Source organism: Amycolatopsis lexingtonensis (assembly GCF_014873755.1).
Taxonomy (GTDB): domain Bacteria; phylum Actinomycetota; class Actinomycetes; order Mycobacteriales; family Pseudonocardiaceae; genus Amycolatopsis; species Amycolatopsis lexingtonensis.
Map to the genome: position 1 here is coordinate 3,928,979 of NZ_JADBEG010000001.1, position 16,460 is coordinate 3,945,438.

At 73.0% G+C, this 16,460-nt stretch carries 10 protein-coding genes and 1 riboswitch; of the genes, 1 reads left to right on the forward strand and 9 read right to left on the reverse strand.

The genetic code is table 11. The features are described 5' to 3' along the window. Positions 1 to 55: 55 nt before the first annotated feature. Together fahA and H4696_RS17845 are read right to left on the reverse strand one after the other, a co-directional pair. Entirely contained in the window at positions 56 to 1,261 is a 1,206-nt protein-coding gene (gene fahA / locus H4696_RS17840) for a fumarylacetoacetase (RefSeq protein WP_169735164.1), read from the reverse strand. Beyond that, on the reverse strand, positions 1,258 to 7,878 hold the full coding sequence (locus H4696_RS17845; protein WP_086864417.1) for a DUF885 domain-containing protein: 6,621 nt from the start codon (positions 7,876 to 7,878) through the stop codon (positions 1,258 to 1,260). The genes fahA and H4696_RS17845 overlap by 4 nt, the downstream gene beginning before the upstream one ends. A gap of 134 nt (positions 7,879 to 8,012) precedes the next feature. Between H4696_RS17845 and H4696_RS17850 the strand changes: the two genes are divergently transcribed. Further along, positions 8,013 to 9,047: an AsnC family transcriptional regulator gene (locus H4696_RS17850; RefSeq protein WP_192782377.1), complete on the forward strand. Its 1,035-nt coding sequence runs from the start codon at positions 8,013 to 8,015 to the stop codon at positions 9,045 to 9,047. A 231-nt stretch (positions 9,048 to 9,278) separates the two neighbouring features. Here the strand turns inward: H4696_RS17850 and H4696_RS17855 are convergent, their stop codons facing one another. From H4696_RS17855 to H4696_RS17885, 7 genes are all read right to left on the reverse strand, one after another. After that, positions 9,279 to 10,208, reverse strand: a complete 930-nt coding sequence (locus tag H4696_RS17855; RefSeq protein ID WP_086862175.1) for an RluA family pseudouridine synthase — start codon at positions 10,206 to 10,208, stop codon at positions 9,279 to 9,281. After that, complete coding sequence (lspA, locus tag H4696_RS17860) at positions 10,205 to 10,846, reverse strand: signal peptidase II (RefSeq protein WP_338064935.1); 642 nt, start codon at positions 10,844 to 10,846, stop codon at positions 10,205 to 10,207. Before lspA ends, H4696_RS17855 begins: the two co-directional genes overlap by 4 nt. Positions 10,847 to 10,869: 23 nt before the next feature. Then, positions 10,870 to 11,484, reverse strand: coding sequence for a hypothetical protein (locus H4696_RS50175; protein ID WP_211299744.1), 615 nt, complete (start codon positions 11,482 to 11,484; stop codon positions 10,870 to 10,872). A 16-nt stretch (positions 11,485 to 11,500) separates the two neighbouring features. Next, on the reverse strand, positions 11,501 to 12,859 hold the full coding sequence (locus H4696_RS17870) for an aminotransferase class V-fold PLP-dependent enzyme (RefSeq protein WP_086862174.1): 1,359 nt from the start codon (positions 12,857 to 12,859) through the stop codon (positions 11,501 to 11,503). Positions 12,860 to 12,898: 39 nt separating this feature from the next. Continuing rightward, positions 12,899 to 13,013, reverse strand: a riboswitch (SAM riboswitch). Positions 13,014 to 13,086: 73 nt separating this feature from the next. Further along, positions 13,087 to 13,737 (reverse strand): M23 family metallopeptidase, encoded by a 651-nt coding sequence (locus H4696_RS17875; protein ID WP_086862173.1) that lies wholly within the window; start codon positions 13,735 to 13,737, stop codon positions 13,087 to 13,089. 447 nt (positions 13,738 to 14,184) lie between these two features. Next, entirely contained in the window at positions 14,185 to 15,663 is a 1,479-nt protein-coding gene (locus H4696_RS17880; protein ID WP_086862172.1) for a potassium/proton antiporter, read from the reverse strand. 97 nt (positions 15,664 to 15,760) lie between these two features. Beyond that, the gene (locus tag H4696_RS17885) at positions 15,761 to 16,444 is read right to left on the reverse strand and encodes an ArsR/SmtB family transcription factor (RefSeq protein WP_086862171.1); all 684 of its coding nucleotides are present in this window, start codon (positions 16,442 to 16,444) and stop codon (positions 15,761 to 15,763) included. Positions 16,445 to 16,460 lie beyond the last annotated feature (16 nt).

Sequence of the window (16,460 nt, forward strand, 5' to 3'; positions counted from 1 at the left end):
TCATCCGCACGTGTCCTCCGCAGTCCGGACACGGCGGGAGCCGGATCGTCACGCGCTAGCCGGGCACCACCGTGCCCCGCACGTCGCCGAACCCGATCCGCGTGCCGCCGGGGCCGGGCGCCGTCGCGCTGATGACGACCTCGTCGCCGTCCTCCAGGAACGTGCGGGTCTGACCGCCGGGCAGCTCGATCGGTTCCCGCCCGCCCCAGGACAGTTCGAGGAACGAGCCGCGCTGGTCGCGCTCCGGGCCGGTCACCGTGCCCGACGCGTAGAGGTCGCCCGTGCGCAGGTGCGCGCCGTTGACGGTCAGGTGGGCCAGCTGCTGCGGAGCCGTCCAGTACTGCGTGGCGAACGGCGGGCTCGACACCAGGTGGCCGTTGAGCCGGATCTCCAGGGCCAGGTCCAGGCCCCAGTTCTCACCGGTCCGCAGGTATTCGAACGGCTCCGGGTCCTGCGGCGGGCCCGCGACGCGCGCGTGCTCCAGCGCCGCCAGCGGGACGATCCACGGCGACACCGACGTCGCGAACGACTTGCCGAGGAACGGGCCCAGCGGCTGCATCTCCCACGCCTGGATGTCGCGGGCCGACCAGTCGTTGACCAGGCAGACGCCGAACACGTGGTCCGCGAAGTCCGCAGTGGACACTCCGGTGCCCGGCGTGGACGGCACGCCGACGACGAAGCCCACCTCCGCCTCGATGTCCAGCAACCGCGACGGCCCGAACGAAGGAGCTTCGGCGGTGCGCGGCTTGCGCTGCCCGTGCGGCCGGACGACCGGCGTACCGGACGCCACGACGGTGCCCGCCCGGCCGTGGTAGGCGATCGGCACGTGCTTCCAGTTCGGCGGCAGCTCGGTGGCGTCCGGCCGGAAGATCCTCCCGGCGTTGAGCGCGTGGTGCTCGCTGGAGTAGAAGTCGACGTAGTCGGCGACCTCGAACGCCAGGTGGGTGTTCACTTCGGCGAGCGGCACGAGGTGCGGCCGGAGCTGGTCGGCGTACCGGGGTTCGGTCAGCCATTCCCGGACGCTCTCGCGGACCTCCCGCCAGGTGCCCGGCCCGGCGGCCAGCAGCGGGTTGAGCACTCCGCCGGTGAGCAGCGGCGCGAACGCCGCCGCGGTCTCGGCCGCCGCGGCGGTCAGGTCGAGGACCTGGTCGCCGACGGGCACGCCGATCCGGCGCTCGGGCGCGCCGGCCACCGAGAACACGCCGTAGGGCAGGTTGTCCAGGCCGAACGGCGTGTCCTCGGGGAGTTCGAGCCAGGTCACGAGGGCTCCCCCGCCCGGGCGGCCACCCAGTCGGCCACGACCGTCGCCAGCACGGAGAGCGGGAGCGTTCCGCTGCCCAGGACCGTGTCGTGGAACTCGCGGATGTCGAACCGGTCGCCCAATGTCTGCTCCGCTTCGGCACGCAGGCGCTCGATCTCCAGGCGGCCCACCATGTAGCTGAGGGCCTGGGCGGGGTGGCCCGCGTAGCGGTCGATCTCCGCTTCGATCTCGATCGGCGCCATCGGGGTGTTGTCCCGCAGGAAGTCCACCGCGCGCTGCCGGCTCCAGCCCAGCGCGTGCATGCCGGTGTCGACCACCAGCCGGCCCGCCCGCATCGAATCCTGCGTCAGCAGCCCGAACCGCGAGACGTCGTCGGAGTACAAGCCCATCTCGTCGGCCAGCCGCTCGGCGTACAGGCCCCAGCCTTCGACGTAGGCGTTGAACATGCAGATCCGGCGCAGCAGCGGCACCCCGGTCAGCTGCTGCGCGAGCGTCAGCTGGAAGTGGTGCCCCGGCACGGCTTCGTGGAACGCGACGGACTCGCTCAGCGTCCGCTGCCGCTGCTCCGCCTCGTTCGTGTTGGCGTAGTAGGTGCCCGGCCGCGAACCGTCCAGCGACGGGTCGATGTAGTACGCGATCGAGCCGCTTGCGGCCTCGGCCGGGGGCACCGGCGCGACCTCGCAGCGCTGCTCCGGGACGCGCAGGAACCATTGCGGTGCCACGGCTTCCGCACGGGCGATCGTCCGGCGGGCCGCCTCCAGCAGCTCCTCCCCGTCCCGCCAGCGCAACGCCGGGTCGGTGCGGATCCGCTCGAAGATCTCGGCGAGCTCGGTGGTGCCGAACACCTTCGCGCCCAGCTCCCGGTACTCCCCCGCCAGCCGCTCGATGATCGCCAGCCCGGTGTCGTGCAGTTCCTGGGCCGTGCGCTCGGTCGTCGTCTCGGCGCGGATCAGGGCCGCGTACCGCTCCGCGCCGCCGGGCAGGTCACCCAGGCCCGGCGACGTCTCCGGCCGCGCGACCGGGACGACCTCGCCGGCCAGGAAGTCGCGGTACCGCGCGTAGGCGGGCCGCACCACCTCGGCGAGCAGCCGGTCGCGCTCGGCCTCGAGCCCGTGGACCGGGACCTTCAGCGGGTCGTCGTCCGGGGCGCCGAGGTAGCGCTCGACGTACCCGATGCCGATGCGCGCCAGGAACTCCGGCGGCGTCAGCCCCTCGGCCAGCGCCGCGCGCTGCCGCTCGATCAGCTGGTCCAGGTACGTGCCGACGGCCGCGAGCCGGCTCAGGTAGCCGCGCGCCTTGACCTCGTCGTCCAGCACCGTCTGCGGCAGCTCCACCAGCAGCATCAGCGCCGGGGCGGCCAGGCCGTCGCTCACCGCGATGTCCGCCCGGCCGGAGTCGAGCAGGTCGATCTCGGTGCGCGCCTGCCAGATCACCACGTCCCGGGTGACGCGCTCGGCCGGGGCCAGCGCCGTCGCGTCGAGCGCTTCGGCCCGCGCGATGATCCCGGCGAGCCCGGCGCGGTACCGCCCGGCCGCTTCGGCGGTCTGATCGGCCAGCTTGTCGTGCGCGCCCGGCAGGCCGTAGAGCGACGGGATCAGCGGCTGCGCCTCGAACATCAGGTCCAGGCACTCGTCGGCGAGGCGGTCGGGCGTGTCGGCCTGCCCGGCCACCCACTCGGCGACGACGCCGGCCAGCACCGGCAGCGGGAGCGTCCCGCTGCCGAGCACGACGTCGTGGAACTCGCGGATGTCGAAGCGGTCGCCCAGCGCCGCTTCGGCTTCGGCGCGCAGCCGCTGGATCTCCAGGCGCCCCACCATGTAGCCGAGCGCCTGGCCCGGGTTGGCGGCGTACCGGTCGATCTCGGCCTCGATCTCCAGCCGCGCCATCGGCGTGTGCTCGACCAGGTAGTCGACCGCCTGCTGCCGGCTCCACCCCAGCGCGTGCAGCCCGGTGTCGACCACCAGGCGGCCGGCGCGCATCGAATCCTGGGTCAGCATGCCCAGCCGCGAGACGTCGTCGGAGTACAGCCCCATCTCGTCGGCCAGCCGTTCGGCGTACAGCCCCCAGCCCTCGGCGTACGCGTTCACGTGCGCGATCCGGCGCAGCAGCGGCAACCCGGTGAGGCCCTGGGCGAGGCACAGCTGGAAGTGGTGCCCCGGAACGGCTTCGTGGAACGCCACGGCCTCGCTGGTGAACCGCGGCCGCTTGTCGGCCTCGTGGGTGTTCGCGTAGTAGACGCCTGGGCGCGTCCCGTCGAGCGACGGCTGGAGGTAGTACGCGATCGTGCCGCTGGCCGCCTCCGCCTCGGGCACCGGCGCCACCGCGCACTGCTGCGCCGGAACCCGCGAGAACCACTGCGGGGCAACGGCTTCCGCGCGCGTGATGGCGGCCCGGGCGCCGGCCAGCAGCTCCTCGCCGTCCCGCCAGCGCAACGCCGGGTCGGTGCGGATCCGGTCGAAGATTTCGGCGAGGTCGGTCGTGCCGAAGAGCTTCGCGCCCAGCTCGCGGTACTCCTCCGCCAGCCGCTCGATCAGCGCCAGCCCGGTCTCGTGCAGGTCTTGCGCGGTGCGGTCCGTGGTCGTTTCGGCGCGGATCAGCGCCGCGTACCGCTCCGGGCCGCCCGGCAGGTCGCCGATGCCCGGGGACGTCTCCGGCCGCGCGACCGGCGCGACCTCGTCGGCCAGGAACGCGCGGTACCGCTCGTACGCCGGGTGGACGACCTCCGCGAGCAGCCGGTCGCGTTCGGCTTCGAAGCCTTCGAGCGCGTACGGCGGTGTGACCCGCAACGGGTCGCTCTCCGGCGCGGCGAGGTAGCGCTCGACATAGCCGATGCCGGTGCGCACCAGGAACTCCGGCGGCACGAGCCCCTCGGCCACCGCGGCGCGCTGCCGGGTGATCACGGCGTCGAGGTAGTCCCCGACGCCGGCGAGCCGGCTCAGGTAACCGCGGACCTTCCGCTCGTCGTCCAGCACCGTCTGCGGCAGGTAGAGCAGCAGCTGCAGCGCGGGCGCGCCGAGGCCGTCGCTGACCGCGATGTCGCCGCGGCGCGAGTCGATCTCGTCGATTTCCGTTCGTGCCTGGGAAAGCACGACCTCGCGGGTGACCCGCTCGGCGGCCGGCAGGCCCGTGGGGTCGAGCGCCTCGGCACGTGCGGCGATCGCCGCGTACGCGGCCCGGAAGCGGTCTTCCGCGCCCGGATCGGGCAGCTTGTCGTGCTCGCCCGGCAGCCCGAACACCGACGGGTAGAGCGGCTGCCGCTCGAAGTTGAGCGCCACCAGGTCGTCGGCGAGCCGATCGGGCGTGTCGCCCTGGCCCGCCACCCAGTCCGTGACCACCTTGGCCAGCGCGGACAGCGGCAGCATGCCGTGGCCGAGCACGACCTCGTGGAAGCCGCGGATGTCGAACCGCTCCCCCAGCGCCGCCTCGGCTTCCGCCCGCAGCCGCTGGATCTCCAGCCGGCCCACCATGTACCCGAGCGCCTGCGCCGGCCAGGCCACGTACCGGTCGATCTCGGCCTCGATCTCCAGCCGCGCCATCGGCGTGTGCTCGACGAGGAAGTCGATCGCCTGCTGCCGGCTCCAGCCCAGCGCGTGCAGGCCGGTGTCCACCACCAGGCGGCCCGCCCGCATCGAATCCTGCGTCAGCATGCCGAAGCGCGAGACGTCGTCGGAGTACAAGCCCATCTCGTCGGCGAGTCGCTCGGCGTACAGGCCCCAGCCCTCGGCGTAGGCGTTGAACATGCCGATCCGGCGCAGCAGCGGCAGGTCGCGCAGCTCCTGGGCCAGGCTGAGCTGGAAGTGGTGCCCCGGCACGGCTTCGTGGAACGCGATGGCCTCGCTGGTGAACCGCGGCCGCTTGTCCGCTTCGTGGGTGTTCGCGTAGTAGGTGCCCGGGCGCGTGCCGTCGAGCGCCGGCGGGAGGTAGTACGCGATCGTGCCGCTCGCCGCGTCGGCCTCGGGCACCGGCGCGACCTCGCACTTTTCCGCCGGCAGGTGCGAGAACCAGCGCGGGGCGACGGCTTCGGCACGGGCGATGGCGTCCCGCGCCGCGGACAGCAGTTCCTCGCCGTCGCGCCAGCGCAGGGCCGGGTCGGTGCGCAGCCGCTCGAAGATCTCCGCGAGTTCGGTGGTGCCGAAGACCTTCGCGCCGAGTTCGCGGTATTCCGCCCCGAGCTTTTCGATCAGCGCCAGCCCGGTCTCGTGCAGTTCCTGTGCGGTGCGCTCGGTCGTCGTCTCCGCGCGGATCAGCGCCGCGTACCGCTCCGCACCGCCCGGAACGTGGCTGATCCCGGGCGCGGTGTCGGGCCGCCCGACCGGCTCGACCTCCGCGCGCAGGAAGTCGCGATAGCGCGCGTAGGCCGGGCGGACGACCTCGGCGAGCAGCCGGTCGCGGTCGGCTTCGAAGTTCTCGACGGCCGCCGTCGTGCCCACCTTGAGCGGATCGCGGTCCGGTGCGGCGAGGTAGCGGTCGATGTATTCGGCGCCGACGCGGGCGAGGTACGCCGGCGGCAGGAGCCCTTCGGCGAGGCTCTCGCGCTGCCGTTCGGTCAGCGTCGCCAGGAACGTCTCGACCGCGGCGAGCCGGGCGAGGTAGCCGCGCGCCTTCTTTTCGTCGTCCAGTTTGTAGTACGGCAGGTACATCAGCAGCTCGAGCGCGGGCGCGGTGAGCCCGTCGCTGACCGCCATGTCGGCCGTGCGCGCGCCCAGCCTGTCGGCCTCCACCTCGGCGGCGGCGATGACGACCTCGCGCGTGACGGCTTCCTCCGGGGACAGGCCGGCTTCGGGCAGCGCCCGCGCGCGGGCCGCGAGCCCGGTGTAGGCGGCCCGGAAGCGCTCCTTCGCGGCCCGGGTCTGGTCGGCGAGCCGGTCGTGGCCGCCGGGCAGGCCCAGCACCGACGGGGTCAGCGGGTCCTGCTCGAACGTCAGCTCGACGAGCTCGCCCGCCAGGCCGTCGACGGTGTCGCCGTGCCCGGCCACCCACTCGTCGACGACGGCGGCCAGCACCGACAGCGGCAGCGGGCCGCCGGCCAGGACGAGGTCGTGGAACGCGCGGACGTCGAACCGCGAGCCGAGCCGCTCCTCGGCGCGGGCCCGGTTCCGCTGGATCTCCAGCCGCCCCACCATGTACGCCAGCGCCTGGCCGGGCCACGCGATGTAGCGGTCGACCTCGGACTCGATCTCGGCGCGTGCCTCCGGCGTGTGTTCCAGCAGGTAGTCGACGGCCTGCTGCCGGCTCCAGCCCAGCGCGTGCAGCCCGGTGTCGACGACCAGCCGGCCCGCCCGCAGCGAGTCGCCGGCCAGCATGCCGAGCCGGGCGATGTCGTCGGAGTAGAGCCCCATCTCCCCGGCGAGGCGCTCGCTGTAGAGGCCCCAGCCCTCGAGGTAGGCGGTGAAGCCGCCGATGCGGCGCAGCAGCGGCAGCTCGGTGAGCCCTTGCGCGATGCTGAGCTGGAAGTGGTGCCCCGGCACGGCTTCGTGGAACGCGGTCGTCTCGGCCATGTGCCGGAGCCGCTCGGTGGCCTGGTGGGTGTTCGCGAAGTAGATGCCGGGCCGGGAGCCGTCGGCCGCCGGGCGCAGGTAGTACGCCGCGGGCGCGCCGGGCGCGACCTCCGCCGGCACCGCTTCGACCGTGCACTCCTGCTCGGGGATGCGCCCGAACCACTTCGGCGCCTCGGCGGCTGCCCGGGCGACGGCCGTGCGTGCGGTGTCCAGCAGGTCGTCGGCGCTGGCCCAGCGCAGCGCCGGGTCGGTGCGCAGGCGCTCGAAGATCTCGGCGAGGTCGTCGGTGCCGAACACCTTCTGCCCCAGCTCGCGGTACTCGGCGGCGAGCGAGTCGATGACGTCGAGCCCGATCCGGTGCAGCTCTTCGGGCGTGTGCCGGGTGGTCGTGTGCATCCGTGCCAAGCGCGCGTACATCTCATCGCCGCCGGGCAGCCACGAGAGGCCGGGCCGGTCTTCGGGCCGCCCGTGCGGCTTCACCTCGTCGGCGAGGAACGCGCGGTACTCCGCGAAGGCCGGGCGCACGACGTCGGCGAGCAGTTCCTCCCGCCGCCGCTCGAACTCCTCGTCCGGCGCCGGCTGGCGGCGCAACGGGTCGGTGGCCGGGTCGGCGAGGTAGCGGTCGAGGTGCGCGATCGCGGCGTCGACCAGGTGGGCCACCGGGACCAGGCCGTCGGCGATGCCCTCGGCGTGCCGCCGGGCGGACTGGCGGAGGAACTCCGGGATGGCGGCGAGCCGCCCGAGCTGCGCCTCCGCGGCCTCGCCCGCCGTCACGGTCGTCATCGGCAGGGCCAGCAGCAGGCCGGCCGCGGGGCCGATCGAGAGGTCGGTGACGGTGAACTCGGCCATCCGGCTGTCGGCCGACGCGATGCGGTTCTCGGCCGTGGTGATCAGCACCTCGCGGGTGACCCGGTCCTCGGCCGAGAGGCCCTCGGCGGCGATCGCGCGGGCGCGCTCCAGGAACTCCGCCAGCCGGGCGCGGAACGCCCGCTCGGCCTCGGCGGACTGGTCCGGCAGACCGGGTTCCGCCGGGCGGATGCCCATCAGCGCGGGCGTCAGCGGATCGGCGGCGAACAGCGCTTCGACGAACTCGTCGGCGAGTTCGGTGACCGCGGTCATGGGCAGGACCCCCAGCTTCGTTCGGTGTCTCGCCGGTGACCCTAACGGAGATCACCGACAGAAACGGTGTGCGTTTCGCCGGGGGCGGACAGCCTTCGGCACGGCCGGACGGGCGAAGCGGTAGCGTTCCGGGAGTGGCCGTGACCGATCCCGTGGATACCCGCCTGCTCGCCGCGCTCGCCGAACTCGGCAAGACCGCGGTGCACGAGCTCGCGGCCAAGGTCGGCATGGATCCCCGCGAGGTCGCCTACCGGCTGGTCGCCCTGTCCGGCAGCGGGCTCCCGCTGCTCGTCGGCGTCGAAAGCGACCCGCAGGGGTTGCGCGCGGCCATCGCGGGCGCCCCGCCTTCGTGGGCGAACCGGCCGCCGCAGCAGTACCCGGCGCCGCCGCCTTCGCAGCCGGTTCCGCAGCAGCCGCCTGCGCCGGGGCCGGGGCCGGGGCCGGGGCCGTACAACGTGCAGGGCGCGCCTTCGGGGCCGTACAACGTCCAAGGCGCGCCATCCGGGCCGTACAACGTCCAAGGCGCGCCATCCGGGCCGTACAACGTCCAAGGCGCGCCATCCGGGCCGTACAACGTCCAGGGCACGCCGTCCGGGCAGTACCCGGGGCCGCCGCCGCGCCCGCCGCAGCCACCGCGCCCGTTCACGCCGCCGCCGGTGCCGCTGGACCCCGCCGTGAGCACCTGGGGCCTCCCCCAGACGGCGTCGTGGGCCCGCGGCGACGAACCGGTCAAGCCGGCCGGCACGGGCAAGCGCGGCCGGCTCGGCGAGGTCATGGAGACCCAGGGCCTCGAGGGCGAGCAGCTGTCGGTGCAGCTCCTGGAGGTCCAGGACCCGGCGGACTACCTGTTCAGCGCGGCCGGCTACCGCCTCGAGGACGGCGAACGCGCGGTGGTCGTGCACACCGAGATCACCAACCGCGGGTCGATCCCGTTCGCGTCGCTGCCGGACAACTACCTCGAGCTGCTGACCGCCGACGGGACGGCGATCGGCAAGGCGCCGGTGTCGCTGACCTCGCGGCCCCCGCACAAGATCGGCGTCAAACCGGGCGAAACCCTCGGCGGGCACACGGTGTACGTGCTGCCGGACGCGACGCGTGTGGTGTCGGTCCGGTGGAGCCCGCGGCCGGAGCCGGACGAGCGCACGCTGACCTGGTCGATCGAGGACTAGTAGCTCTCGTCCCGGGGGTCGTGAACGACCCGTTCATCACGGCCAACGTCGGGGCCCCGGAAAGTCACGCCGGTGCATGCGCCAGCGTCCTGAATGACTCATTCAGGTCTTCGGAAGTCCTGAATGAGTCATTCAAGACGCTGCTGCAACGCTGCGGGCTGCACCGACGCGACTTTGCCGGAGCCCTGTCGCCAGACGCCATGAACGACCCCTTCATGCCATCCCCGGCCGCTAGTAGCTTTCGTCCCGCAGGATCTCGAGCGCCTTCGCCAGGTCGTCCGGGTACTCCGACTCGAACTCGACCCACCGGCCGTCCGCCGGGTGGGCGAAGGCCAGGGTCTTCGCGTGCAGCCACTGGCGGCTCAGGCCGAGGTGGCGGGCCAGGACCGGGTCGGCGCCGTACGTCAGGTCGCCGACACACGGGTGGCGCAGCGCCGAAAAGTGGACGCGGATCTGGTGCGTGCGCCCGGTTTCGAGCTTGATGTGCGCCAGCGACGCCGCCCGGAAGGCCTCGACCACTTCGTAGTGCGTCACGCTCGGGCGGCCGCCCTGGACCACCGCGAACTTGTAGTCGTGGCGCGGGTGGCGGTCGATCGGGGCGTCGATCGTGCCGCGCGTCGGGTCCGGGTGGCCCTGGACGATCGCGTGGTAGCCCTTGTCGACCGTGCGTTCCTTGAACGCGCGCTTCAGCACCGTGTACGCGTGCTCGCTCTTGGCCACCACCATCACGCCGGTGGTGCCCGCGTCGAGGCGGTGCACGACACCCTGGCGCTCGGCCGCGCCCGACGTCGCGATGCGCAGGCCGGCCGCGGCGAGGCCGCCGACCACCGTCGGGCCGGTCCAGCCCGGGCTCGGGTGCACGGCGACCCCGACCGGCTTGGAGATCACGACGATGTCGTCGTCGTCGTGGAGGATCTGCATGCCTTCGACCGGCGCCGCCACGACCTCGACCGGGTTCGCCGGCTCGGGCAGCGTGATCTCCAGGAGGCCGCCGCCGGAGAGCCGGTCGGACTTGCCCGCGGGACGGCCGTCGAGCAGCACGTCGCCACTCTCGGCCAGCTCCGCGACGACCGTGCGGGACAGGCCCAGCAGCTTGGCGAGGCCGGCGTCGACCCGCATCCCGTCGAGCCCGTCGGGCACCGGGAGCATCCGCGAGCTCACGCCTGGTCCTCCTGCTGCTTCTTCTTGTCCTTGGTCGACGTGCCGTCGTAGTCCTTGCCCAGCAGGGACAGCAGCACGATGAGCGCGCCGCCGACGCAGATCGCCGAGTCGGCGATGTTGAAGATCGCGAAGCCCTTGCCGTTGGGCGCGAACGCCGAGATGAAGTCGACGACGTGGCCCTGCAGCCCGCCGGGCGCGCGGAAGATGCGGTCGGTCAGGTTGCCGGTGGCGCCGGCGAGCACGAGCCCGAGGCCGATCGCCCAGCCGATCGAGCGCAGCCGCCGCGACAGCCAGATGATCGCGATGACGACGGCGAGCGCGACCAGCGCCAGCACCCACGTCATGCCGGTGGCCATCGAGAACGCGGCACCGGGGTTGCGGATCACCTGCAGGTAGATGAGGCCGCCGAGGATCTTGACCGGCTCCTTGCCCTCCAGGTTGGCGGCGACCAGGTTCTTCGTCACCAGGTCGATCGCCCAGAACACGACGGCGATCGCGAACACCCAGCCGACCCGCCGCTTCGGCAGCAGCGGTTTCGCCGGGACTTCGGGGTTCTCCGGGGCGTCGGCCGCCTGGTCGGGCACCGCCTCTTCGGGCGTGGCGGTGTCGGGTTCGGAACGGCTGGGCTCGGTGCTCACCGGTCCATTGTCCACGGCCCTGGTCAGGCGGTGTCGCGGCGGTGCCGCAGGAGCGCGGCGAAGGCGGCGGCGAGCAGGACGATCGCCCCGAGCAGGACGCCGACGAGGTCCGCCGAAAGCACGACGGCGAAGACCGCGAACAGGGCCGCGGTGACCAGGACGAGCACACTGCGTTCGTACGCGGCGAGCACCAGCAGGCCGAGCGTGGCCAGCAGCGGACCGCGCAGCCCGTCGCCTAGCCGGAACTGCCAGGACCCGACCAGATCGAGCAGCGGGATGGCGAGCAGCGCGGCGATCGTGCCGAGGACGAACCACCCGGTGCGAGCGGGGCGCAGCGCGAGGGCGTACCAGACGGCGGTGCCGGCGAGGGCCACACCGAGCGCGCCGAGCCACAGCGGCCCGGCGGGCAGGCCCGCGCCCGGCGCGTAGTAGTCGTCCTGGCTGAGCCACTGCAGCTGTGCGTAGCCCGTGCCGCCGACGCCCCCGGTGCCCAGCGATCGGCCGGGAGTCAGCAGCGCGCCGACGTTCACGGAGGCGCCGACCGGGCTCCGGCGTGACAACAGCTGCACGACCGCCAGGCCGAGCTGCGCGAATCCCAGCAGTGCCAGCGGAAACCAGTAGCGCGGCCCTCTCCCCATCGGGCCAGGCTAGCGCTCAGCAGAACGGCGGGAGCTCGCGCGGGTCGCCGACCGGGGCCCAGCGGCCGTCCACCTTCGCGTACTCCCAGTCCGCCCCGCGCGCGACGATCCGGCGCAGCGCCAGCAGCACGCGGTCGACGTGCTCTTCGGTGCTGCCCAGGCCGAGGCTGACGCGGATCGCCTGCTGCCCGTCGCCACCGGCGACGGCGATGAGGCGCTTGGCCGCGATGTGGGCGCAGAACGCGCCGTCGCGCACGCCGATGCCGTATTCGGCGGACAGCACCGCCGCGAGCCAGCCCGGGTCGAACCCGGCGACGGTGAAGCTGACCGTGCCGACGCGGTCGACCGGCGCGTCGAACAGCCGCAGCTCGGCGCAGCCCGGGATGCTCTCGAGGCCCTTGCGCAGCCGGGTGAGCAGGGCCTGCTCGTGCGCGACGACGGCGTCCCAGTCGCGGGAGAGGGTCTCGCACGCGACGCCGAGCGCGTACACGCCGACGGTGTTGGGCGAACCGGCTTCGTGGCGCTCCGGCCCGTCGTTCCAGACGACGGCGTCTTCGGTGACGAGCTTGGTCGCCCCGCCGCCGGCGAGGTACGGGCGGGCGGCGCGCAGCCAGTCGGCGCGGCCGATCAGCGCGCCCGCGCCGAAGGGCGCGTACAGCTTGTGGCCGGAGATGGCGACGTAGTCGACGTCCAGCTCCCGGATCGAGATCCGGCGGTGCGGCGCGAGCTGCGCGGCATCGAGGGCGATGCGAGCGCCGTGCTTCCGCGCCACGGCGGCGATTTCGGCGACCGGGAGCAGCTCACCGGTCACATTGGACGCTCCGGTGACGACCACGAGCCGGGGCCCCTGCGGGGAATCCGCGAGCGCTTCGTCCACAGCGGACACCGCGGCGAGGCGGGTACGCGGGGTCGGGATCCGCCGGACGTTCGGGCCCAGCCACGGAAGCAGCGCGGCGTGGTGCTCGGTGTCGAAGACGACGACGGTGGTGTGCCGCGGCAGGCTGCGCGCGAGCAGGTTGAAGGAATCGGTGGTGTTGCGCGTGAAGACGACGGTGTCGGTCCGGCGGGCGCCGACGAACCGGCGCAGGACGTCGCGGGTGCGCTCGTAGAGCTTGGTGGAGACCTGCGAGGCGAAGCCGGCGCCGCGGTGGACGCTGGCGTACCAGGGCAGGAACTCGTCGACCTTGGCACGGACCGCGTCGAGGCAAGGGGCACTCGCCGCGTGGTCGAGGTTGGCGTAGCCGACGGTGCCACCGGTGACGAGCGGAACCCGCAGCGCCGCGCCGGCGACCGTCGGGATGCCTTGCCGGACAACGGTTTCGACGGTCTTCGCGGGGTGAACGGTGACGCTGGTGCGGTCGATGGCGAGAGTCATCGGGTGCCTCCTCGGCGATCCGGGGGACCCCCGGCGAGGGGCCCGCGCTTGCCCGTCGCGGGACGCGACCGGCCCGGTCTTCACCCGGGGCACCCCACCGCGGTAGGAGGGTTGCCGGCCAGCAAGCCGGGGCTTCGCGCTGGCACTCATGACCTGGCACAGAAGGTAACCGAGAACGCGCCGGGCGGCCAACCCCCGACTCACATTCTGAGACGCCGCTCACAGAATCACGGTTTCGCGCGGAACCGCCCCGGCAGTTCGGTGACCGCGTTGTCCGCGAGGTGGGTCGCGGTGCCCTCGTACTGCCCGGCGCCCGCGGCGAACCGCCAGCCGCCGAGGGACTTGCCGTCGACCGGCTCGCCGTACGCCGTGGCGAGGGTGGTCGAGACGGCACCGAACGCGACGCCGTCCCAGTTCGCCGCCGGGGCGTCGGGGATGGTCCAGAGCGTGAAGTGCACGTGGGCGCCCGTGCTGGTGCCGCCGCACGGCAGCGCATTGCCGGTCGAGCCGAGTTCGGCGCCCGCCTCGACGTGCTCACCGTCGGTGACCTTGATGCCCTCCATGTGGTAGTAGCCGGTGCGCCAGCCGCCCGCGTGGTCGATGGTCACCCAGTCACCGCCGGCGCAGTGCTGCAGGTGGACGGTGCCCGCGAGCGGCGCGCGCACGGTGCGGTCGGCGGGGCTGAAGTCGATGGCGTTCTTGACGCCGGTGCTGCCGTCGTCGGAGTGGATGCCGGCGGAGTAGACCTGCTGGCCTGCTTTGAACGGCAGGGTGAGGGTTGGGAAGGGGGCTATTTCGGCGGTTGCGGGCGGGGTGTTGAGCAGTCCGAGAGCGGCGGTGAGTGCGACAGCGATGGCCGTCTTGCGCAGTTTCGTCACTCTGAGTACCCCTTTGGCTAGCTACTCACCCGTTTGAATGAGCGCACGGTAAGCCAAAGGGAGTAGAGATGGAAGATCGAGTGAGGTTTTTGTGAGGTGTGCGGCTCTGCCGATGACGTGAACGACTCGTTCACCGCGTCCGGCGTCAGGGTCCCGGCAAAGTCGCGCGGCCAGGCCACTCCGCCGCCGGTAACCCGCTCACCCCACGTCTTGAATGACTCATTCAGGTCTTCGGAGGTCCTGAATGACTCATTCAAGACGCCGGCGCACCGCTGCGGACCGCACCGACCCGACTTTGCCGGGACCCTGACCTCCGGCGTCATGAACGACTCGTTCATGACGTTCGTGGCGGACCGCGACGGGGCGAACTCCGGGGCGAACCGAGGCGCGCGGCTCCGCGACCGGCGAGGCGGCTCGCCCGTCAAAAGCGTCGCGACCGGGGTCAGGTCAGCGACCCGACTCGCCCTTCCAGCGGGCCAAACGCCCGGCTCGGTCCACCGCGCGCAGCCGTCGCTCGACCGAATCGCGGACCACCGATGTCGTGACCACCAGCAGCTGGTCGTGCTCCTGCAACCGGCTGGTCTTCTGCGGCGTGAAGCCCGCGCCGTCGCGCACGACCAGGCTGATCGTCGCTCCAACAGGCAGCCGCAGCTCCGACAGGTACACGCCGTGCAGCTTCGAACCGGGCTGGATGCGTACCTGCAGCAGTTCGGCGCCGAGTTCGTCCAGCGGGGCCGAGTCGACCTCGATCTCGTGCGGCTCGGACTTCTTCGCCAGACCCAGCCAGCGCGCGAGCGGGCCGAGCGTCGCGCCCTGCAGCAGCGTCAGGACGATGACCAGCACGAACACCGCGTCGACCAGCCGCTGGGCGCCGGGCACTCCCTGGGACAGCGGGATCATCGCGAGCACGATCGGCACCGCGCCGCGCAGGCCGGCCCACGACAGGAACGCCTGTTCCCGCCACGGCAGCCGGAACGGCAGCACCGACAGCACCACCGAGATCGGCCGCGCCAGCAGCAGGACGACCGCGCCCGCGACCAGGCCCGGCACGATCGCGTCGAGCAGCCGGCCCGGCGAGGCGAACAGCCCGAGCAGCACGAACAGGCCGATCTGCGCCAGCCAGCCCAGTCCCTCGGCGAACGAGAGCGTGTCCGAGCGGTGCGGCAGCCGGGAATTGCCGAGCACCAGCGCCGCGACGTAGGTGGCGAGCAACCCGGACGCGTGCGCCAGCTGTCCGGACGAGTACGCCACGACGCACACCGCGACCGTGGCCAGCGGGTACAGGCCGGTCGCCGGCAGGGCGGCGCGGCGCAGCGCGATCCCGCCGAGCCAGCCGAACGCGAGCCCGATGGCCAGGCCCGCGCCGAGCTCGTAGACCGCGAGCAGCGGCAGCGTCCAGTCCACAGTGGTGCCTTCGGCCAGCACGACGACGGCGATGTACGCCGGCGCGTCGTTGATGCCCGACTCGAGTTCGAGCGCGCCGGTGAGCCGTTTGCCGATGCCGGCCGAGCGCAGCACGGAGAACACCGCGGCCGCGTCGGTGGAGGCGAGCACCGCGCCCCACAGCAGCGCGATCCGCCAGTCGAGGCCCAGCAGCCAGTGCAGGGCCGCGCCGGTGACCGCGATGCTCACCACTACGGCCATTGTGGACAGTGCGATCCCGATGCCCAGCGCGGGTTTCACCGCCGACCAGCGGGTGGTCAGGCCACCTTCGGCGAGGATCATGACCAGCGCGGCGAGGCCGAGCGACTGGGTCAGTTCGGGGCTGTCGAACCGGATGCCGAAGCCGGCTTCGCCCAGCAGCACCCCGATCGCGAGGTAGAGCAGCAGCGAGGGCAGGCCGAGCCGGATCGAAACCCGCACGGCGAGCACGGAGGCGAGCAGCACGACGCCGCCGACGCCGAGCAGCACGGGAAGCTGGTCCATGCCGCCTCCCTCCCGAGTGCCGTGGGGCCCTCAGAATAGTGAAGCGGCCTGGTTAACTCGTTCGTGTACCGCTGCCGCGCGCCGGACACCCGGTGTGTTAAGGACCGCCGAGCGCGTCGAGTTCGACACCGAGCGCCGCGAACGGCCGCCGCGCCGCCGGGAGGACCTTGACCGCGCGGTGCCCGTCGCGGACGACCCAGCCGGCGTCGACGGCCCGGTCCAGCAGGGCCGCGGGGAGCGCGCCGGCGAGGTGGTCGCGGCGCTCCGTCCAATCGAGACAGTCGCGCAGCAGCGCCCGCCGCCCGGCGGCGACCGGGACGCCGAGACCGGCCAGCACCTCGCGGCCGGGCCCGGTCAGCGTCAGCCCGTCGGCGGTGTCCACCAGCCCGGTCGCCAGCATGCCGTCGCGGAGTGCGACGCCGAGGACGCCGGCGAGGTGGTCGTAGCAGGTCCGCGCGAAGCCGAGCCGCTTCACCCGCAGCGACGCCTTCAGCCCGGTGACCGGCCGGTGTTCGGCGTGCTGGGCCAGGTGCTCGATCAGCTCGGCCACGCGCGGGTCGGCGATCCGCACGTAGCTGGCCCGGCCCTGCTTGACGCGGGCGACGAAGCCGGCGTCGGTCAGCCGGGTGACATGCTCGCTGGCGGTCGAGAGCGCGATCCCGGCCGTCTTCGCGAGTTCGCCGACCGTCCAGGCCCGGCCGTCGAGCAGCACGAGGCACATGGTGGCCCGGCTCGGGTCGGCGAGCACCGCGGCGACCTCGGCGAGGGCGATCGTCTCCATGCCCCCACGGTACGAG

What these genes read in the sequence shown, in the direction of transcription:
- H4696_RS17880 (WP_086862172.1), bottom strand. Translation starts at nt 15,663, where the DNA reads ATGGACCAGCTTCCCGTGCTGCTCGGCGTCGGCGGCGTCGTGCTGCTC.
- H4696_RS17845 (WP_086864417.1), bottom strand. Translation starts at nt 7,878, where the DNA reads ATGACCGCGGTCACCGAACTCGCCGACGAGTTCGTCGAAGCGCTGTTC.
- H4696_RS50175 (WP_211299744.1), bottom strand. Translation starts at nt 11,484, where the DNA reads ATGGGGAGAGGGCCGCGCTACTGGTTTCCGCTGGCACTGCTGGGATTC.
- H4696_RS17870 (WP_086862174.1), bottom strand. Translation starts at nt 12,859, where the DNA reads ATGACTCTCGCCATCGACCGCACCAGCGTCACCGTTCACCCCGCGAAG.
- H4696_RS17885 (WP_086862171.1), bottom strand. Translation starts at nt 16,444, where the DNA reads ATGGAGACGATCGCCCTCGCCGAGGTCGCCGCGGTGCTCGCCGACCCG.